14 protein-coding genes are annotated in these 16,931 nt (G+C 68.8%); 9 read left to right on the forward strand and 5 right to left on the reverse strand.

Annotated elements, in window-relative coordinates; genetic code table 11:
* Positions 1–177: 177 nt before the first annotated feature.
* Together lpdA and ACFC3F_RS02360 are read right to left on the reverse strand one after the other, a co-directional pair.
* Positions 178–1,575 carry a dihydrolipoyl dehydrogenase gene (lpdA, locus tag ACFC3F_RS02355; protein WP_376126133.1) on the reverse strand — a complete coding sequence of 466 codons (1,398 nt, stop codon included), beginning with the start codon at positions 1,573–1,575 and terminating at the stop codon, positions 178–180.
* 10 nt (positions 1,576–1,585) lie between these two features.
* Positions 1,586–2,242, reverse strand: coding sequence for a copper resistance protein CopC (locus tag ACFC3F_RS02360; RefSeq protein ID WP_376126518.1), 657 nt, complete (start codon positions 2,240–2,242; stop codon positions 1,586–1,588).
* 103 nt (positions 2,243–2,345) lie between these two features.
* Here ACFC3F_RS02360 and ACFC3F_RS02365 point away from each other — a divergent pair, with 103 nt between their 5' ends.
* The gene (locus ACFC3F_RS02365) at positions 2,346–2,738 is read left to right on the forward strand and encodes a hypothetical protein (RefSeq protein ID WP_376126136.1); all 393 of its coding nucleotides are present in this window, start codon (positions 2,346–2,348) and stop codon (positions 2,736–2,738) included.
* Position 2,739: 1 nt separating this feature from the next.
* Here ACFC3F_RS02365 and ACFC3F_RS02370 read toward each other — a convergent pair whose 3' ends face one another.
* Positions 2,740–3,030 (reverse strand): hypothetical protein, encoded by a 291-nt coding sequence (locus ACFC3F_RS02370; protein WP_376126139.1) that lies wholly within the window; start codon positions 3,028–3,030, stop codon positions 2,740–2,742.
* A 229-nt stretch (positions 3,031–3,259) separates the two neighbouring features.
* On the opposite strand from ACFC3F_RS02370, the gene ACFC3F_RS02375 reads away from it, so the two are divergent.
* The 4 genes from ACFC3F_RS02375 to ACFC3F_RS02390 all read left to right on the forward strand — a co-directional run bounded on the left by ACFC3F_RS02375 (position 3,260) and on the right by ACFC3F_RS02390 (position 6,909).
* Complete coding sequence (locus tag ACFC3F_RS02375) at positions 3,260–3,748, forward strand: FHA domain-containing protein (RefSeq protein WP_376126141.1); 489 nt, start codon at positions 3,260–3,262, stop codon at positions 3,746–3,748.
* Entirely contained in the window at positions 3,748–4,434 is a 687-nt protein-coding gene (locus ACFC3F_RS02380; RefSeq protein WP_376126144.1) for a MerR family transcriptional regulator, read from the forward strand. Before ACFC3F_RS02375 ends, ACFC3F_RS02380 begins: the two co-directional genes overlap by 1 nt.
* An 88-nt stretch (positions 4,435–4,522) precedes the next feature.
* Positions 4,523–5,068: a MerR family transcriptional regulator gene (locus ACFC3F_RS02385; RefSeq protein WP_376126147.1), complete on the forward strand. Its 546-nt coding sequence runs from the start codon at positions 4,523–4,525 to the stop codon at positions 5,066–5,068.
* A gap of 608 nt (positions 5,069–5,676) precedes the next feature.
* The gene (locus ACFC3F_RS02390) at positions 5,677–6,909 is read left to right on the forward strand and encodes a DUF222 domain-containing protein (protein WP_376126150.1); all 1,233 of its coding nucleotides are present in this window, start codon (positions 5,677–5,679) and stop codon (positions 6,907–6,909) included.
* A 579-nt stretch (positions 6,910–7,488) separates the two neighbouring features.
* Here ACFC3F_RS02390 and ACFC3F_RS02395 read toward each other — a convergent pair.
* Positions 7,489–8,289: a ParA family protein gene (locus ACFC3F_RS02395; protein ID WP_376126153.1), complete on the reverse strand. Its 801-nt coding sequence runs from the start codon at positions 8,287–8,289 to the stop codon at positions 7,489–7,491.
* Between the two features lie 73 nt (positions 8,290–8,362).
* Here ACFC3F_RS02395 and ACFC3F_RS02400 point away from each other — a divergent pair, with 73 nt between their 5' ends.
* Genes ACFC3F_RS02400 through ACFC3F_RS02410 form a run of 3 tightly spaced genes read left to right on the forward strand, consistent with a single transcriptional unit; the run spans position 8,363 to position 13,783 of the window.
* A complete protein-coding gene (locus ACFC3F_RS02400) occupies positions 8,363–11,770 on the forward strand; it encodes a pyruvate carboxylase (protein ID WP_376126156.1) in 3,408 nt (1,135 codons plus the stop codon).
* 47 nt (positions 11,771–11,817) lie between these two features.
* Complete coding sequence (locus ACFC3F_RS02405) at positions 11,818–13,290, forward strand: MinD/ParA family protein (RefSeq protein ID WP_376126159.1); 1,473 nt, start codon at positions 11,818–11,820, stop codon at positions 13,288–13,290.
* A 1-nt stretch (position 13,291) separates the two neighbouring features.
* Complete coding sequence (locus ACFC3F_RS02410; RefSeq protein ID WP_376126162.1) at positions 13,292–13,783, forward strand: peptide deformylase; 492 nt, start codon at positions 13,292–13,294, stop codon at positions 13,781–13,783.
* 270 nt (positions 13,784–14,053) lie between these two features.
* Here ACFC3F_RS02410 and ACFC3F_RS02415 read toward each other — a convergent pair whose 3' ends face one another.
* Positions 14,054–15,880 (reverse strand): AMP-dependent synthetase/ligase, encoded by a 1,827-nt coding sequence (locus ACFC3F_RS02415; protein WP_376126166.1) that lies wholly within the window; start codon positions 15,878–15,880, stop codon positions 14,054–14,056.
* A gap of 104 nt (positions 15,881–15,984) precedes the next feature.
* Between ACFC3F_RS02415 and ACFC3F_RS02420 the strand changes: the two genes are divergently transcribed.
* Positions 15,985–16,929, forward strand: coding sequence for an ROK family glucokinase (locus ACFC3F_RS02420; RefSeq protein WP_376126169.1), 945 nt, complete (start codon positions 15,985–15,987; stop codon positions 16,927–16,929).
* Positions 16,930–16,931 lie beyond the last annotated feature (2 nt).

The raw sequence follows: 16,931 nt of genomic DNA on the forward strand, positions 1-16,931 counted from the left end.
GACCCGGGTGAAGATCTCGATACGCCGGCTGCGGCGGCTACTCGATCTGACCCGACCCGCGTCAACGCTGCTGCGCAGCATTGATCCGGGTGAAGATCTCGATACGCCGGCTGCGCCGGCTACTCGATCTGACCCGACCCGCATCAACGCTGCTGCACAGCATTGATCCGGGTCGCGTCACATATTGATCATGTGACCGGCGAGGCCGTGGAAGGCCTCCTGAACGGCCTCGGACAGCGTCGGGTGCGTGTGCACGTTGCGTGCCGCCTCGAGCGCCGTCAGGTCCCACTTCTGGGCGAGTGTCAGCTCGGGAAGAAGCTCGGACACGTCGGGGCCGATCATGTGGCCGCCGAGCAGCTCGAGGTGCTCGGCGTCGGCGATGAGCTTGACGAAGCCGACGGGCTCGCCGAGGCCGTTCGCCTTGCCGTTGGCCGAGAACGGGAACTTCGCGACCTTGATCTCGTGGCCGGCGGCGCGGGCCTGCTCTTCCGTGAGACCGAACGACGCGACCTGCGGTGAGCAGAACGTGGCGCGCGGCATCATCCGGTAGTCGCCGAGCGTCATCGTCTCGGCCTTGCCGATCGTCTCGGCCGCGACGACGGCCTGCGCCTCGGCGACGTGTGCGAGCTGCAGCTTGGCCGTGACGTCGCCGATCGCGTAGATGTGGGGGACCGAGGTGCGCATGTGATCGTCGATGTCGATCGCGCCGCGCTCGGTGAGCTTGACACCGGTGTTCTCGAGCCCGAAGCCCTCGACCCGGGCGGCGAAGCCGATCGACATAAGCACTTTGTCGGCCTCGATCGAGCCCTGCGCGCCGTCCTTGCCCGTGTAGGTGACGGTGACCTTGTCGCCCGCGTCGACGACGGTCTCGACCTTGGTCGAGGTGAGGATGTCGACGCCGAGCTTCTTGTACTGGCGCGCGATCTCCTTCGAGACGTCGGCGTCCTCATTGGGCAGCGCGCGGTCGAGGAACTCGATGATCGTGACCTTGACGCCGTAGTTGGCGAGAACGAACGCGAACTCCATGCCGATCGCGCCGGCGCCGACGACGACGATCGACGACGGCAGGTCGCGCGTGAGGATCTGCTCCTCATAGGTCACGACGTTGTCGCTCAGGGTGACGCCGGGCAGCAGACGGACGGTCGACCCGGTCGCGATGATCGCGTTGTCGAACGTGATCTCTTCGGTCGCGCCGTCGGACGTGGTGACCGTGATCGCCTTCGGCCCGGTGAACGAGCCGCGGCCCTCGTACTCGGTGACCTTGTTCTTCTTCATCAAGAAATGGATGCCCTTGACGTGCGTGTCGGCGACCTTGCGGCTGCGATCCCACGCGGTGCCGAAGTCGAAGTGCACGTCGCCCGAGATGCCGAACAGCTCGGCCTTGTGGGTGAAGGTGTGCGCCAGGTCGGCGTTGCGCAGGAGTGCCTTCGAGGGGATGCATCCCACGTTGAGGCAGACACCGCCCCAGTACTTCTCTTCGATGATCGCGACCGAGAGGCCGAGCTGAGCGCTGCGGACGGCCGCGACGTAGCCGCCGGGGCCCGCGCCGAGGATGACGACGTCGTAGTGAGGCATGTGTTCCAGCCTAACGCTCGGAGGTGTTCGCGGAGTCGGCCTGAGCGGCCTTCGCGCGACGGGCTCGCGAGGCGACGAGGTAGATGATCCCGCCGACGACCGCCAGGAGCACGACGATGCCCGCGATGATCCACGGGGTCATGTCGGCGGCATCCGAGGGGGCCTCGGTGACCGGCGTCTCCGTCTCGGCCGGCTCCGCCGTCTCGACCGGCGCGCTCGGCTCGGTCGTGGGGCTCGTCTCGGCCGTCTCGGTCGGCTCCGGTGCCGGCTCGGGAGCGGCCGCCGTCACGGTGAAGCCGTACTCGCCCGAGATGGGGTGGCCGTCGCTCGAGACGACCTTCCAGAGCACGGTGACCGCGCCCTCGCCCTGCGCGACGAGCGGCACCGTGAGGGTGTTGTCGGCGGCGACCGGGTCTCCGGCGAGCTGTGTGCCCGCGGCATCCGTCACCTGGACCTCCGAGGCCCCGGCGTCGGGTGAGATCACTCCGCTGAAGGTGAGCGTCAGCTGGGCGGGGGACTCGTCGACGGTCGCGCCGGCGGCGGGATCCGACCCGATGAGCCGGTCGTGCGCCGCCGCGGGAGAGGCGATGAGAGCGGATGCCGCGACCAGCAGCACCGCGAAGAGGGCGAGGAGACCGCGGGAGACGCGGTGGGAAACCTGTGTCATCACGGTTCGAGCCTAGCCAACCCCTTACTGTGCGGGCGCTGTCCGCTTAGCATGACGGCAAGGCGGGACCACGCCCGCCTCAGCCGTGACGAGGAGGCCCGTGATGGACGCCATGATGATGGATGCCATGTCGAAGGACATGATGAAGATGCCCGGCATGGACACGATGGACATGTCCCTCATGCAGGCGTGCATGGACGCGTGCGCCGCATGCGAGCAGGCGTGCACGGTGTGCGCGACCCAGCTGATGTCGTGCGCCACGACGAGCATGAACTGCGCCGACATGTGCAACACGATGATGCGCTCGATGCTGCGCATGCAGGGGATGAACGCCACGGCGATGATGGCGATGCTCGACGCGTGCATCGAGATGTGCCGCATGTGCATGGACGAGTGCGCGTCGCACGCGGATGCCAGCGAGGTCTGCCGGATGTGCGCGCAGGCCTGTCAGGCGTGCATGGACGCGTGCATGGCCATGAAGAACGCGATGGCCTGAATCAGCCTCGCAGCACGTTGAACTGACGGCGTCCGACCGCCAGGACGTCGTAGCGCGCGTGCACGGCGACCGGCGTTCCGACGGCGACGGCATCGGCCGCGCCGGAGCCGTTCCACAGCTCGATGGCCTCGCCGTCGAGCGTGCGCACGACGACGGTGCCCTCTGCGGCATCCGTCTGCTCGACGATCGCGTCGGACCACTCGGTGGGAGTCGCCGATGCGAGGCGCGCCTGGATCAGGTGCAGCGCGTGGCCTCGGGCGAACGAGGAGCAGACACCGTCGAACGCGCACATGCACGTCGCAGCCTCACGCGCCGGGGCGGGTGATGTGCGAAAGTGCGGACTCGACACGGTGGGCTCCTGTCAGTAGGTTCGATCAGCCACGTTAGGCCGCCCGAGCGCTCGAGACATCCCGCGCGAAACACTGCGAAACACTTCGGCGGATCGCCGTCGACGGATCGGCGGATCCGGCTGTTTCACGGAGGGACCGATCGGATAGGCTTTGCGCAGAAGGAGGAGCACCGTGGAGGACAACCGTCGACCCGAACCGGACGACATCCGCCGTGGCGCGGGTGCCGAGCGAGCGCACGATACGACGCAGACGTTCGGCCACGATTCCGACCTCTCGTTCGTGCCGTTCGGCAGTGACCTGTCCGGTCCTGAACTCGATGCGATCGACGCGCTCCCTTCGGGAGCCGCGCTCTTCCTCGTGCGCTCGGGTCCCACGGCGGGTGCACGCTACCTGCTCGACACGGATGTGACCACCGTCGGACGCCACCCCGAGGCCGACATCTTCTTCGACGACGTCACGGTGTCGCGTCGGCACGCCGAGATCACGCGCAGCGACACATCGTTCGAGCTCGTCGATCAGCGCTCCCTCAACGGCACCTATGTCAACGGGGAGCGGGCCGACCGCGCGACGCTGCGCAACGGCGCCGAAGTGCGCATCGGCAAGTTCCGTCTGAACTTCTTCGTCTCACCCGCCGACCTGGTTCAGGCGGCGGACGACTGATGGCGGCTCCCGCCCCCCGCGAACGGTCTACGTCCGCGGGTCTGCTCAGCATCGGTCAGGTGCTTGCGCGACTCGCCCCCGAATTCCCCGGACTGTCGGCGAGCAAGCTGCGCTTCCTCGAAGTGCAGGGCATCATCACGCCCACGCGGACCGAGTCGGGCTACCGCAAATTCTCTCCCGCCGACGTCGAGCGGCTGCGCCTGGCGCTGACTCTGCAGCGCGACCACTTCATGCCGCACAGCGTCATCCGCGAGTATCTCGCCGACCTCGACGCGGGCCGTGAGCCCGTGCAGCCGGCGTCGGTCCCGTCGATCGTCCCGGCTCCGCGACGATTCCGCCGCGAAGAGCTCCTCGCGACGGCCGGAGCCGCCCCCCAGCTGCTCAACGACGCGATCAGCACGGGGATCATCGCAGGTTCCGAGAGCTACACCGATCAGACCGTCGCGCTGCTGCGCGCACTCGTCGCGCTGGATCGTCACGGCATCGAGCCCCGTCACGTTCGGGCCCTGCGCCAGAGCTCGGAGCGCGATGTCGCCCTCGTCGAGTCGGCGCTCGCACCGCTGCTGCGACGGACGGATGCCGGTTCGCGCGGCCGTGCCGCAGAGGTCGCTCCGGAGCTGGCCAAGCGACTCGAAGACGTGCGCGCCATCTTCGTCCGCACGGCGCTGGACCGGCTGCTCGGTTGAGCCGCGGCGCGACACGCCAGAGCGGATGTCATTGCTCGGGGCGTCGCGCTGATCTAGCGTGGAGGAGTCCGATGGGGAGGATCAGCGTATGACCGCTCGAGAAACGGCAGGCGAGCCGACATTCGTCGCCGACCTCCTCTTCACCGATGGCCTTCCGCAGATGGACGACGAGGCCGGCTACAAGGGAGCCGTCGCGGCACGCGCAGCGGGAATCACCTACCGCCAGCTCGATTACTGGGCGCGCACCGAGCTCGTCGAGCCGACCGTGCGCGGGGCATCCGGCTCCGGCTCGCAGCGTCTGTACGGGTTCCGCGACATCCTCGTGCTGAAGCTCGTCAAGCGACTTCTCGACACCGGCATCTCGCTTCAGCAGATCCGCACGGCCGTGGATCAGCTGCGTGCCGCCGGCATCCGCGACCTCGCCGGTACGACCCTCATGAGCGACGGTGCGTCGGTGTACCTGTGCACGTCCAATGACGAGGTCATCGACCTCGTCAGCCGCGGACAGGGCGTCTTCGGCATCGCCGTGGGCAAGGTGCTGCGCGAAGTCGAATCGACGCTCGTCGAGTTCGACCCGCAGGTGCCCGACATCCAAGACGAGCTCGCCGCGCGTCGCGCCGCCCGCACGGCCTGACCTCGTCGAAGGCTCGTCCCTGAGCCCCTCGAAGGGTGGCCCCGGCCGCCCCGGTCCCTGAGCTCGCCGAAGGGTCGTCGCCAGCCGCCCGGCGCTGAGCCTGCCGAAGGGTTGTCGCCAGCCGCCCGGCGCTGACCCTGCCAAAGGGCGGTCCCTGAGCTCGCCGAAGGGTCGCCCCCGGTCCCTGAGCTTGTCGGAGGGTCGTCGCTGGCCGCCCCGGTCCCTGAGCTTGTCGGAGGGTCGTCGCTGGCCGCCCCGGTCCCTGAGCTTGTCGGAGGGCGTCGCTGGCCGCCCCGGTCCCTGAGCTTGTCGAAGGGTCGTCGCCAGCGGCCCGGCGCTGAGCCTGTCGAAGGGTGGTCCCTGCGCCTGTCGAAGGGCGGTCCCTGAGCCTGTCGAAGGGTCGTGAGGCGTCGCCTCCGCTCGGTTTGCCCTTCTCACCGGCCCGCGCCCCGCGCTCCTGCCAGACCCGATGCGGGTCTCGCGGAGGAGACGCCACACTCCGCCACACTCGGCTCCTGAACTTCTCGAACGCGGAGGAGCTCGCCAGGGCGCAGCCACCCATTGCAACCGCCGGCTCCGATGTCGGAGGTGTGTTCTAGTGTTGGCGCATGGAAGATGAAGCCGAGCTCGTACATCTGGATCGGGTGGATCGGGTGGTCGAGGTCGATGGGATGGTCGCGGTGTTCACCGCGGAGCGCTATGTGGTGATCGATCGGTTGCGGGTGGCGGCGATGTCGGATGCTGCGCAGTATGGTGCCGGTCTTGCCGGGGTCGCGGAGCGTTCGGTGCGTCTGGAGCTGGCCGCGGCGTTGCGGATCACCGAGCATGCCGCCGAGCGCCTCATGGTCCGTGCCGATGCCCTGGTGCACCGGTACCCGGCCGCGTTGACCTCACTGGGGGCTGCCCGGATCAGCGAGCAGCATGCCGCGGTGCTGGTGGACCTGCTCGATCCCCTCGACCCTGTCCTGCGTGAGGCTCTCACCGCCCGCGCGGTCGCCCTGGCCGAAACACAGCCGGTGGGGGTGTTTCGCCGCAAACTCCGTGACCTCATCGAAACCGAACGGCACACCACGTTGACCGAACGGCACACGGTCGCGTTGCGGCAACGGCATGTGCGTGTGGAGACCGTTGATGACGGGATGGCGTGGTTGACCGCGTACCTTCCCGCCGTCGAGGCCCACGCCATCCACGGGCGGGTCACCGCGATCGCCAAGACCCTGGGCGGTGACGACGATGACCGGTCCCTGGATGAGCGCCGCGCCGATGCGCTGTGCGACCTCCTCATCGACGGGGACACCACCACCCACCCCGACAGTGCCCGCGGGATCCGGCCCACCGTTGTCGTGACTGTCCCGGCGTTGGCGCTGCTGGGCACCGGGGAGGAGGACGTCCCGGCGACCGTGGAGGGAATCGGGCCGATCCCGATCGAGCGGGCACGCGAACTGTGCGGGAGCGCGGACGGGTGGATGCGGGTCCTCACCCACCCCGAGACCGGGATGGTGCTCTCCGTCGGTCGCCGGCAATACCGGCCCCCGAAATCACTGCGGAAGCTGGCCGCCTGGCGAGCGGACCGCTGCATGGCCCCCGGATGCGGGATCCCCGCCTGGCGATGCCAGATCGACCACTCCATCGCTTGGGAACACGGCGGAACCACCGCCCTGACCAACCTCGCCCCCCTATGCACCGGCCACCACACCATCAAGCACCACGGCCGATGGGCCCTCACCCAGAGGTGCAACGGGACCATCGAGTGGACCTCACCCACCGGCCGAAAATACCTCGTCGAACCCGAACGACGCACCCCCACCTTCCACCCGAACAACGAACCCGCCCCCTTCTAACGCACGACCCCCGAGCCTGCCGAACGGTCCGCGCCCGAACGAGCCGAGAGCCGGTCCCAGAGCCTGTCGAAGGGTCGGCCGTTGAGCGTAACGGAAGGCGGTCCCTGAGCGTGTCGAAGGGTCGGTCCCTGAGCTTGCCGAACGGCCGGCCGTTGAGCGTAACGGAAGGCGGTCCCCGAGCCTGTCGAAGGGCCGGTCCCTGAGCCTGTCGAAGGGTCGGTCCCTGAGCCTGTCGAAGGGTCGGTCCCTGAGCCTGTCGAAGGGTCGGTCCCTGAGCCTGTCGAAGGGTCGGTCCCTGAGCTTGCCGAACGGCAGGCCCTGGAGCGTAACGGAAGGCGGTCCCTGAACTTGTCGAAGGGCGGTCCCTGAGCCTGCCGAACGGCCGGCCCTGGAGCGTAACGGAAGGCGGTCCCTGAACTTGTCGAAGGGCGGTCCCTGAGCCTGCCGAAGGCCGGCCCTGGAGCATGCCGGAACGCGGTCCCTGAGCCTGCCGAAGCGTCGGTTCCCGAGCCTGCCGAAGGCGGGCCCTGGAGTGTGCCGGAACGCGGGCCCTGAGCTTGTCGAAGGGTCGTCAGCGCGTCACGCGGTCGGCGTGGGGATACGCCCCGTCCGCATGATGCGGTCGAGCAGCGCATCGAAGTCGGCCGCGAGCTCCTGAGCGGAGTCCCCGGGCCAGATGTGCAACGGCTTGGCCGCACCCTGCGCCTGCTGCAGCGACGTGCGCTCGGGCAATTGCGGCGAGAGCACGAGCGGACCGAACATGTCGCGCAGCTCTTTGATGCGGAACTGGTGCTCGATCGACTGCGGGCGCACGCGGTTCACGACGATGCCGAGCGGCTGCAGACGGGGGGAGAGTCCCCGTCGGATCTCTTCGATCGCGCGCAGGGCGCGATCGGCGGCCGCGACCGAGAAGAGGCCGGGCTCGGTCACGACGATGACGCGGTCGCTGGCGGCCCAGGCCGTGCGCGTGAGCGCGTTGAGCGAGGGGGCGCAGTCGATGAGCACGAGATCGTAGTCGGGCTCGATCGTGGCCAGCGCCTCCTCGAGCTTCCACACGTCGCGGACGCTCGGATGCGGGCCGTCGAAGTTGATCGCGGACGGGCTGCCGATCATCACGTCGATCGTGCCGGGGTGCACCTTCGCCCAGCCGCTCGACGTGATCGCCTGACGAACGACCTTCTCCTTGGGATTGGCCAGCACATCGGCGACATTGAGTCGCCCGGCGACCTGGATGTCCATACCCGTCGAGACGTCGGATTGCGGGTCGAGATCGACCACGAGAGTGCGCACTCCCCGTGCGAAGGCCGCCGAGGCGAGCCCGAGTGTAACGGTCGTCTTGCCGACGCCGCCCTTGAGGGAGCTCACCGAGAGTACGTGCACAAGCGACTACGTTACCGTCCCCTAGGCTGAGAGCACACTTGGCCCATCGTCGTGGCCGCTCTGCGAGGTGCACATGTTCCGAAAGATTCTGGTCGCCAACCGCGGTGAAATCGCCATCAGGGCGTTCCGCGCGGCATACGAGCTGGGGGCGCGCACGGTCGCGGTTTTCCCCTACGAAGACCGCGGATCACTCCACCGCCAGAAGGCGGACGAGTCCTACGTCATCGGCGAACAGGGTCACCCCGTCCGGGCATATCTCGACGTCGACGAGATCATCCGCGTCGCTCTCGAATCCGGTGCGGACGCGATCTACCCGGGCTACGGGTTCCTCTCCGAGAACCCCGAACTCGCCGCCCGCGCGGCCGAGAACGGCATCACGTTCATCGGGCCCCCGTCGAAGGCGCTCGAGATGGCCGGCAACAAGGTCACCGCCAAGGAGCACGCGATCGCCGCGGGCGTACCGGTGCTGAAGTCCACCCCCGCGTCAGACGATGTCGACGCACTCGTCGCCCAGGCAGACGACATCGGCTTCCCCATCTTCGTCAAGGCGGTCGCCGGCGGCGGCGGCCGCGGCATGCGTCGCGTCGAGACAGCGGGCGACCTGCCCCCGGCCATCGCCGAGGCGATGCGCGAAGCCGGCGCCGCGTTCGGTGACGCCCGGGTTTTCCTCGAGCAGGCCGTCGTACGCCCGCGCCACATCGAGGTGCAGATCCTCGCGGATGCCACGGGTCACACGGTGCACCTGTTCGAGCGGGACTGCTCGGTGCAGCGTCGTCACCAGAAGGTGATCGAAATCGCGCCCGCCCCGAACCTCGATGACGAGCTGCGCACGCGGATCCACCGGGATGCCGTCGCCTTTGCCGAATCCATCGGCTACAGCAACGCCGGCACGGTGGAATTCCTCGTCGATACGGCCGGCGAACGCGCCGGCCAGCATGTCTTCATCGAGATGAACCCCCGCATCCAGGTCGAGCACACCGTGACGGAAGAGGTCACGGATGTCGACCTCGTGCAGTCGCAGATCCGGATCGCCGCGGGGGAGACCCTCGAAGATCTCGGTCTGCAGCAGAGCAACATCGTGCTGCGCGGTGCGGCGCTGCAGTGCCGCATCACGACGGAGGATCCGTCGCAGGGATTCCGCCCCGACACGGGGCGCATCACCACCTATCGGTCGCCCGGTGGCGCCGGCATCCGTCTCGACGGCGGTACCACGGCCGCGGGATCCCAAATCAGCCCGCACTTCGATTCGATGCTCGCCAAGCTGACGTGCCGCGGACGCGACTTCCCCGCCGCCGTCGCCCGCGCGCGACGCGCGCTGGCGGAGTTCCGCATCCGCGGTGTCGCGACGAACATCCCGTTCCTGCGCGCCGTGCTCGATGACGACGCCTTCGTCGCGGGCGACCTCAGCACGGCGTTCATCGAAGAGCGTCCGGGGCTGCTCACGAGCCACCCGTCGCGCGACCGCGCGACGAAACTGATCAATTGGCTCGCCGATGTCACGGTCAACCGGCCGTACGGTGAGAAGCCGGTCTCCGTGTCGCCCGGCAGCAAGCTTCCCGACATCGACCTCACCGCCCCGGCACCGGCCGGAACGCTCGAGCGCCTCCGCGACCTGGGCCCCGCGGGCTTCGCCCGTGCGCTGCGCGAACAGACACCGCTCGCGGTCACCGAGACCACGTACCGCGACGCCCACCAGTCCCTCCTCGCCACGCGCGTGCGAACGCGCGACCTGGTGCGCATCGGCCCGCACGTCGCCCGCATGACACCCGAGCTGCTGTCGGTCGAGGCGTGGGGCGGCGCGACCTACGATGTCGCGCTCCGGTTCCTCGCCGAGGACCCGTGGGAACGGCTCGCGGCTGTGCGCGAGGCGATCCCCAACATCCCGATCCAGATGCTGCTGCGCGGACGCAACACGGTCGGATACACGCCGCGACCGGTCGAGGTCACCGACGCGTTCGTGCGCGAGGCCGCCGCGACCGGTGTCGACGTCTTCCGCATCTTCGACGCACTCAACGACGTCGACCAGATGCGCCCCGCGATCGCGGCCGTTCTCGAGACGGGCACGGCGGTCGCCGAAGTCGCGGTCTGCTACACGGCCGACCTTCTCGACCCCGCTGAGCGCCTGTATACGCTCGACTACTACCTGCGTCTGGCCGAGCAGATCGTCGAATCCGGCGCGCACGTGCTGGCGATCAAGGACATGGCGGGCCTTTTGCGTCCCGCCGCGGCGGCCAAGCTCGTCACAGCGCTGCGCGATCGGTTCGACCTGCCGGTGCACCTGCACACGCACGACACGGCGGGCGGCCAGCTTGCGACGCTCCTCGCCGCCAGCGCGGCCGGGGTCGACGCCGTCGACGCCGCTGCCGCGCCGCTGTCCGGCACGACGAGCCAGCCGTCACTGTCGTCGCTCGTCGCCGCCCTGGCGCACACCGACCGGGACACCGGAATCGATCTTCAGGCCGTGAGCGATCTCGAGCCCTACTGGGAGGGCGTGCGCCAGCTGTACCGCCCGTTCGAGTCCGGTCTGCCGTCGCCGACGGGTCGGGTGTACCACCACGAGATCCCGGGAGGCCAGCTGTCGAACCTGCGCCAGCAGGCGATCGCGCTGGGTCTGGCCGACGATTTCGAGCTCATCGAGGACATGTACGCGGCGGCGGACCGGATTCTCGGCCGCATCCCCAAGGTAACCCCGTCGTCGAAGGTCGTGGGCGACCTCGCTCTCGCTCTCGTGGCGGCCAAGGCCGATCCGGCCGATTTCGCCGAGAACCCGCAGAGCTACGACATCCCCGACTCGGTCGTCGGGTTCATGGCGGGCGAACTCGGCGATCTGCCCGGCGGCTGGCCCGAGCCCTTCCGCACCAAGGTCCTCGAAGGTCGCGAGGTGTCGATCAGCGTGCCTCCCCTCACGGACGAAGAGCGCGAGGGACTCGCGGGCGACGCCCCGACGCGTCAGCGCACGCTCAACCGACTGCTCTTCCCCGCCCCGGCCAAGGAGTTCGAGAAGAACCGCCAGGCGTACGGCGACCTGTCGGCGCTCGGGACTCCCGACTACCTCTACGGACTCAAGCCGGGCGAAGAGCACGTCGCCGAGATCGATCCCGGCGTGCAGCTGTATGTGGGTCTCGAGGCAATCGGCGAGGCCGACGCCAAGGGCATCCGGACCGTCATGACGACCCTCAACGGTCAGCTCCGCCCCGTATATGTCCGTGATCGCAGCATCGCGGTCGAGACGCGCCAGGCCGAGAAGGCGGACACGAGCAAGCCGGGTCAGGTGGCCGCGCCGTTCGCCGGTGTCGTGACGGTCAAGGCGACCGTCGGCGACACCGTCAAGGCCGGTCAGTCGCTCGCCTCGATCGAGGCGATGAAGATGGAAGCGGCGATCACGGCTCCCGTCGACGGCGTCATCGAGCGACTCGCGATCGGCGCGACGCAGCAGGTCGAGGCGGGCGACCTTTTGGTCGTCATCCGCCCCGCGCAGTAACCTGGAGGGCCGTACACGCTCGACACCCGCCTTTGGAGAGACCCGCAGTGACGTCTGATCGCCCCGACCAACCTGACGAAGATGCCCTGAACGGCGTCCTCTCCGACGCGGGCAGCCTCGACACCGCCGGGATCGGGATCCTCAACGGCGCCACGGCGCAGGTGAACCTGTCGTTCGCCGTGGCGGCCGAAGACGACGACGAAGACGACGTCATCGGCGACGAGGTGCCCATCGAACTCGGGTACGCGGCACTGGTCGACGCGCGCACCGACGACGAGGTTCCGCTCGAGACCGCCGAAGCCGAGATCGTCGCCGACTCGGCTTCGCCCGCCGCGGCGTCGCCGTCCGAAGACATCACCGACGCCGAAGAGGTGGAGGATGCCATGACAGCTCACTCCGATGAGACGCCCGCCGAGGCCGCGCAACCCGTGACGTCGTCGATCCCGACGACGCGCTGGGAGGCGCAGCATCCCGATTCACCGCGTCCTGCGCGCGGTCACGCCCTCGAGCGTGTGCCGTCGCGCGCTGATGTCGCGTTGACCTCGAAGCGGATCGGCGAGTTCGAAGCCGATCGTGAGAGCGCCGATCTGCTGACGGCGGATCGTCTGCTCGACCCGCACCACGTCGTGCGCCCCGAGCCCGAAGGCGCGTGGCAGCACCTCGTCTATTCGCTGTCGGGCAGGCGCATCAACCTCGGTGACGGCAAGCGCGCACGGGCGCGCAAGGAGCTCGACCGTCGCATCTCGGCGCCGCTGAACGGCGGTGCCCGCTTCGTGCCGGTGATGTCGCGCAAGGGCGGCGTCGGCAAGACGACGATCACGACACTGCTGGGCATGGCGCTCGCCGACGCTCGCGATGACCGCGTCATCGCCGTCGACGCGAACCCCGACCGGGGAACGCTCGCCGAGCGCATCGGTCGCACGAGCGGCAAGACCGTGCGCGATCTCGTGCGCACGCATGCCGAGGTCGTCGGCTACAACGACCTCTCCGGCATCGTCGCGCGCGATGAGACTCGCCTGGACGTCCTCGCGTCGGACAGCGACCCGCGCGTGTCCGTAGCGTTCAGCGATGACGACTACAACGACGTCGCCTCGATCGCCGCGCACTACTACTCGATCGTGCTCACCGACACCGGAACCGGCGTCGTCCACTCGGTCATGGAGGCGACACTCGGGCTCGCCGATCAGCTCGTCATCGTCACCGGGCTGAGCGTCGACGAGGCGCGACTGGCGTCCGAGACGCTCACCTGGCTCGAGACGAACGGCTACGCCGAGCAGGTGCGCGGCGCGGTCGTCGTGCTCAACAACGCCCGCCCCGGTGCTCCACTCGTGCGGCCCGACGAGCTCGAGGCGCACTTCCGCTCGCGCGTGCGCGCCGTCGTGCGGATGCCGTACGACGCGCACGTCGCCGCCGGCAGCGCCATCGCGTTCCGAGATCTGCAGCCTGCGACCCGTCTCGCCGCCCGTGAGCTCGCCGCGAAGGTGGTCGAGGGACTCCGCTCGCTCGCGGCGGCCGCCTGACATGGCGGTCCGTCCGATCCGCGTCTTCGGCGACCCCGTTCTGCGGGCGCCGGGTGCGCCCGTCGACGTCGTCGATGACGGCATCCGCTCGCTCGTGCAGGACCTGCTCGACACCGTCGCACTGCCCGGTCGCGCCGGGGTCGCCGCCTGCCAGATCGGCGTGGGAGTCCGCGCGTTCAGCTACAACATCGACGGCGACATCGGCTACGTGCTCAACCCCGTGCTCGTCGAGGTCGACGGTGAACCCGAGCTGGTCGCCGAGGGCTGCCTGTCCGTGCCGGGTCTGTGGCACGAGGCCCTGCGCCACCCGCGGGCCAAGGTCGTCGGCACCGACCTCGAGGGCAACGACGTCGTGATCGAGGGGGAGGGGCTGCTCGCCCAGGCCCTTCAGCACGAGACCGACCACCTCGACGGCATGCTCTTCCTCGATCGTCTTCCGGCCGAGACCCGCCGTGTCGCGATGCGCCAGATCCGGGAGTCGGACTGGTTTTGATGCGAGCAGGATCGATGCGCGCGTAGCGCGCGTTGATGCGGCTCGGATCAATGTCGAGTAGCGCGCGAAGCGCGCGTATCGAGATCCCGGGGTATCGAGCTGCGACTGCTCCGGTCCGCATCTCGATACGCGCCTGCGGCGCTACTCGATGACCGGGGGGCGACGGGTGGGGGCGCTACTGGACCACCGGGTGGGCGGTGCGGCGCTACTCGATGACCGGGGAGCGCGCGCTGAGGACCGGGTGAGCCGCGGCGCACCCGGTCCTGCGCGTCAGCCCAGCGAAACGTTCGTCGTGTTGACGGGAACGTCGTAGATCTTGTCGATCTCGGCGGCGAAGTCATCGAGGATGACGTTGCGCTTGATGCTCATCTTGGGAGTGAGGTGACCGCTCGCCTCGGTCCACTCCGTCGCGAGGATCGTGAACTTGCGGATCGATTCGGCACGCGACACCGACGCGTTGGCCTCGTCGATCGCACGCTGCACTTCGGCGCGGACGGCGGGATGCGCGGCGGCATCCGCGAGGGACATGTCACCCGGCAGGTTGTTGTTCGCAAGCCAGGTCGGCAGCATCTCGGAGTCGAGCGTGATGAGCGCCGCGATGAAGGGCTTCTGGTCGCCGAGAGCGACGACCTGCCCGACGATCGGGTTCGCCCGGATCGGGTCTTCCAGCGCAGCGGGGGCGACGTTCTTGCCACCGGCCGTGACGAGGATCTCCTTCTTGCGGCCCGTGATCGTGAGGAAGCCCTCGTCGTCGAACGAACCGATGTCGCCGGTCTTGAACCAGTCGCCGTCGAACGACTCGGCCGTCGCCTCGGGGTTGCGCCAGTACTCCTTGAAGACGTTGATGCCACGCACCTCGACTTCACCGTCTTCCCCGAGCCGGACGCCGATCCCGGGAAGCACGGGGCCGACGGTGCCGATCTTCGACTTGTTCGCGAGGTTGACCGTCGCGGGCGCCGTCGTCTCGGTCAGGCCGTAGCCCTCGAGGATCGTGACGCCGAGGCTGTGGAAGAAGTGACCCAGGCGCGGCCCGAGCGGAGCCGATCCCGAGACGGCGTACTCGACGCGCCCACCCATCGCGGTGCGCAGCTTGCTGTAGACGAGCTTGTCGAACAGTGCGAACTTGATCTTGAGGCCGAGCGGCACCTTCTTGCCGTCCTGCAGGAGCGTGGAGTGCTCGACGGCGGCGTGGGCGGCGGCGCGGAAGATCTTGCCCTTGCCTCCCGCTTCGGCCTTCTGCTCGGCGGAGTTGTACACCTTCTCGAACACGCGCGGGACGGCGAGGAGGAAGGTCGGCTGGAAGGAGCCGAGCGCCGGCAGGAGCTGCTTCGTGTCGGGCTGGTGGCCGGTCTTCACACCGGCGTGGATGTCCAGGATCGAGATGAAGCGTGCGAACACGTGCGCCGTCGTGATGAACAGCAGCGTCGAGGCGCCCGGCGTCTCGACGACCTCGTGCAGCGCCTTGGCGGAGTTGCGCGAGAGCTCGACGAAGTTGCTGTGCGTCAGCACGCACCCCTTGGGACGTCCGGTCGAGCCGGACGTGTAGATGAGCGTCGCGATGTCCGACCCGTTCGCGAGGTTGCGACGGCGTTCGATCTCGTCATCGGTGACGGATGCACCATCGGCGACGAGCTTGTCGAGGTCGCCCTTGTGCATGGCCCAGACCGATCGCACGAGCGGGACGTCGGCGCGCACCTCGTCGAGTCGTGCGCTGTGGTCCGGGGACTCCACGATGCAGGCGACGGCGCCCGAGTCCGAGAGGTTCCACGCGATCTGCGCGGGCGAACTCGTCTCGTAGATCGGCACCATGACGGCACCCGCGAAGAAGAGGGCCATGTCGACGAGGGTCCACTCGTACGTCGTGCGAGCGACGAATCCGATCTTGTCGCCGGGCTCGATGCCCCCCGCGACGAAGCCCTTCGCGAGTGCGATGACCTGGGCATGGAACTCGGCTGCCGTGATGTCACGCCAGCCCTCACCGTCGGGAACGGCGAACAGCGGCCGGTTCGGGGTGAGCTTGACGCGTTCGACGAGCAGGTCGCTGACGTTTGCCTGCGGGTCTGCGGGGACGATTGCGGGAACTTCGAATTGGACCACGGCAACTCCTTCGGTACCGGTGCGGAACGACATCGGCTTCGGGTGGGATCGAGTCTAGACTTCTTGTCGCCGTCGCACACGCACGGCGGGATGAGGGACACCACGTGCTCACAGTCGGGATCGACATCGGCGGGACGAAGATCGCCGGTGGCGTCGTCGACGACGAGGGGCGCATCATCGATTCCGTCCGCGTGGACACACCCGTCGACACCGATGCACTCGCCCGAGCCGTCATCGACATGGCGAATCACTTCATCGCGTCCCACGATGTGGCGGCCGTCGGCGTGGCGGCAGCGGGATTCATCGACCGCGAGCGGGCGACCGTCATCCACGCGCCGAACATCGCGTGGCGCGACGAACCGCTCAAGGCGACCTTGGAGAGCGGCATCCCTCGTCCCGTCACGATCGAGAACGATGCGAACGCGGCGGGGTGGGCGGAGTTCCGCTTCGGCGCGGGCCGCGGCGTCGACCACATGGTGATGCTGACGATGGGAACCGGCGTCGGTGGAGCCGTCGTGCTCGGCGACGAGCTCTTCCGCGGGGGCCACGGCATCGGCGGAGAGCTCGGCCACATCCGCTTCATGCGTGACGGCCGCCTGTGCGGCTGCGGTCAGCGGGGGTGCCTCGAGCAGTACGCGTCGGGCCGCGCGCTGCAGCGTGAGGCGAATGAGATCGCGGATGCCGGTGGCATCGGCGCCGCCCTCGCGGCGGTCCGCGACGAGCGCGGCGAGATCCCCGGACCGGCCGTCTCGCGTCTCGTACTCGCGGGCGACCCGGGTGCACTCGAGGCGCTGCGACGTGTCGCGACGGCACTCGGTGAAGCGTGCGGCGGATTCCAGGCCGTACTCGATCCCGAGCTCTTCGTCATCGGCGGGGGAGTCGCCGAGCTCGGCGAGCACCTTCTCGAACTCGTCCGCCCCGCCTACGAGAGTTCCGTGCCCGCGGTCGGCGAGCGCCCCGTCGCGGATTTCGCGATCGCGCGGCTGGGAAACGATGCGGGAGTCATCGGTGTCGCCGACCTCGCCGCGCGTGCCCGGAAGGAGGGGTAGCC

Origin of the sequence: Microbacterium sp. NPDC055910 (assembly GCF_042271185.1) — a bacterium.
Lineage (GTDB): Bacteria > Actinomycetota > Actinomycetes > Actinomycetales > Microbacteriaceae > Microbacterium.

Bases quoted from the DNA above. Each gene is read 5' to 3' on its own strand.
- lpdA (WP_376126133.1), bottom strand. From the start codon at position 1,575: ATGCCTCACTACGACGTCGTCATCCTCGGCGCGGGCCCCGGCGGCTAC.
- ACFC3F_RS02360 (WP_376126518.1), bottom strand. From the start codon at position 2,242: ATGACACAGGTTTCCCACCGCGTCTCCCGCGGTCTCCTCGCCCTCTTC.
- ACFC3F_RS02365 (WP_376126136.1), top strand. From the start codon at position 2,346: ATGGACGCCATGATGATGGATGCCATGTCGAAGGACATGATGAAGATG.
- ACFC3F_RS02370 (WP_376126139.1), bottom strand. From the start codon at position 3,030: ATGTGCGCGTTCGACGGTGTCTGCTCCTCGTTCGCCCGAGGCCACGCG.
- ACFC3F_RS02380 (WP_376126144.1), top strand. From the start codon at position 3,748: ATGGCGGCTCCCGCCCCCCGCGAACGGTCTACGTCCGCGGGTCTGCTC.
- ACFC3F_RS02385 (WP_376126147.1), top strand. From the start codon at position 4,523: ATGACCGCTCGAGAAACGGCAGGCGAGCCGACATTCGTCGCCGACCTC.
- ACFC3F_RS02390 (WP_376126150.1), top strand. From the start codon at position 5,677: ATGGAAGATGAAGCCGAGCTCGTACATCTGGATCGGGTGGATCGGGTG.
- ACFC3F_RS02400 (WP_376126156.1), top strand. From the start codon at position 8,363: ATGTTCCGAAAGATTCTGGTCGCCAACCGCGGTGAAATCGCCATCAGG.
- ACFC3F_RS02410 (WP_376126162.1), top strand. From the start codon at position 13,292: ATGGCGGTCCGTCCGATCCGCGTCTTCGGCGACCCCGTTCTGCGGGCG.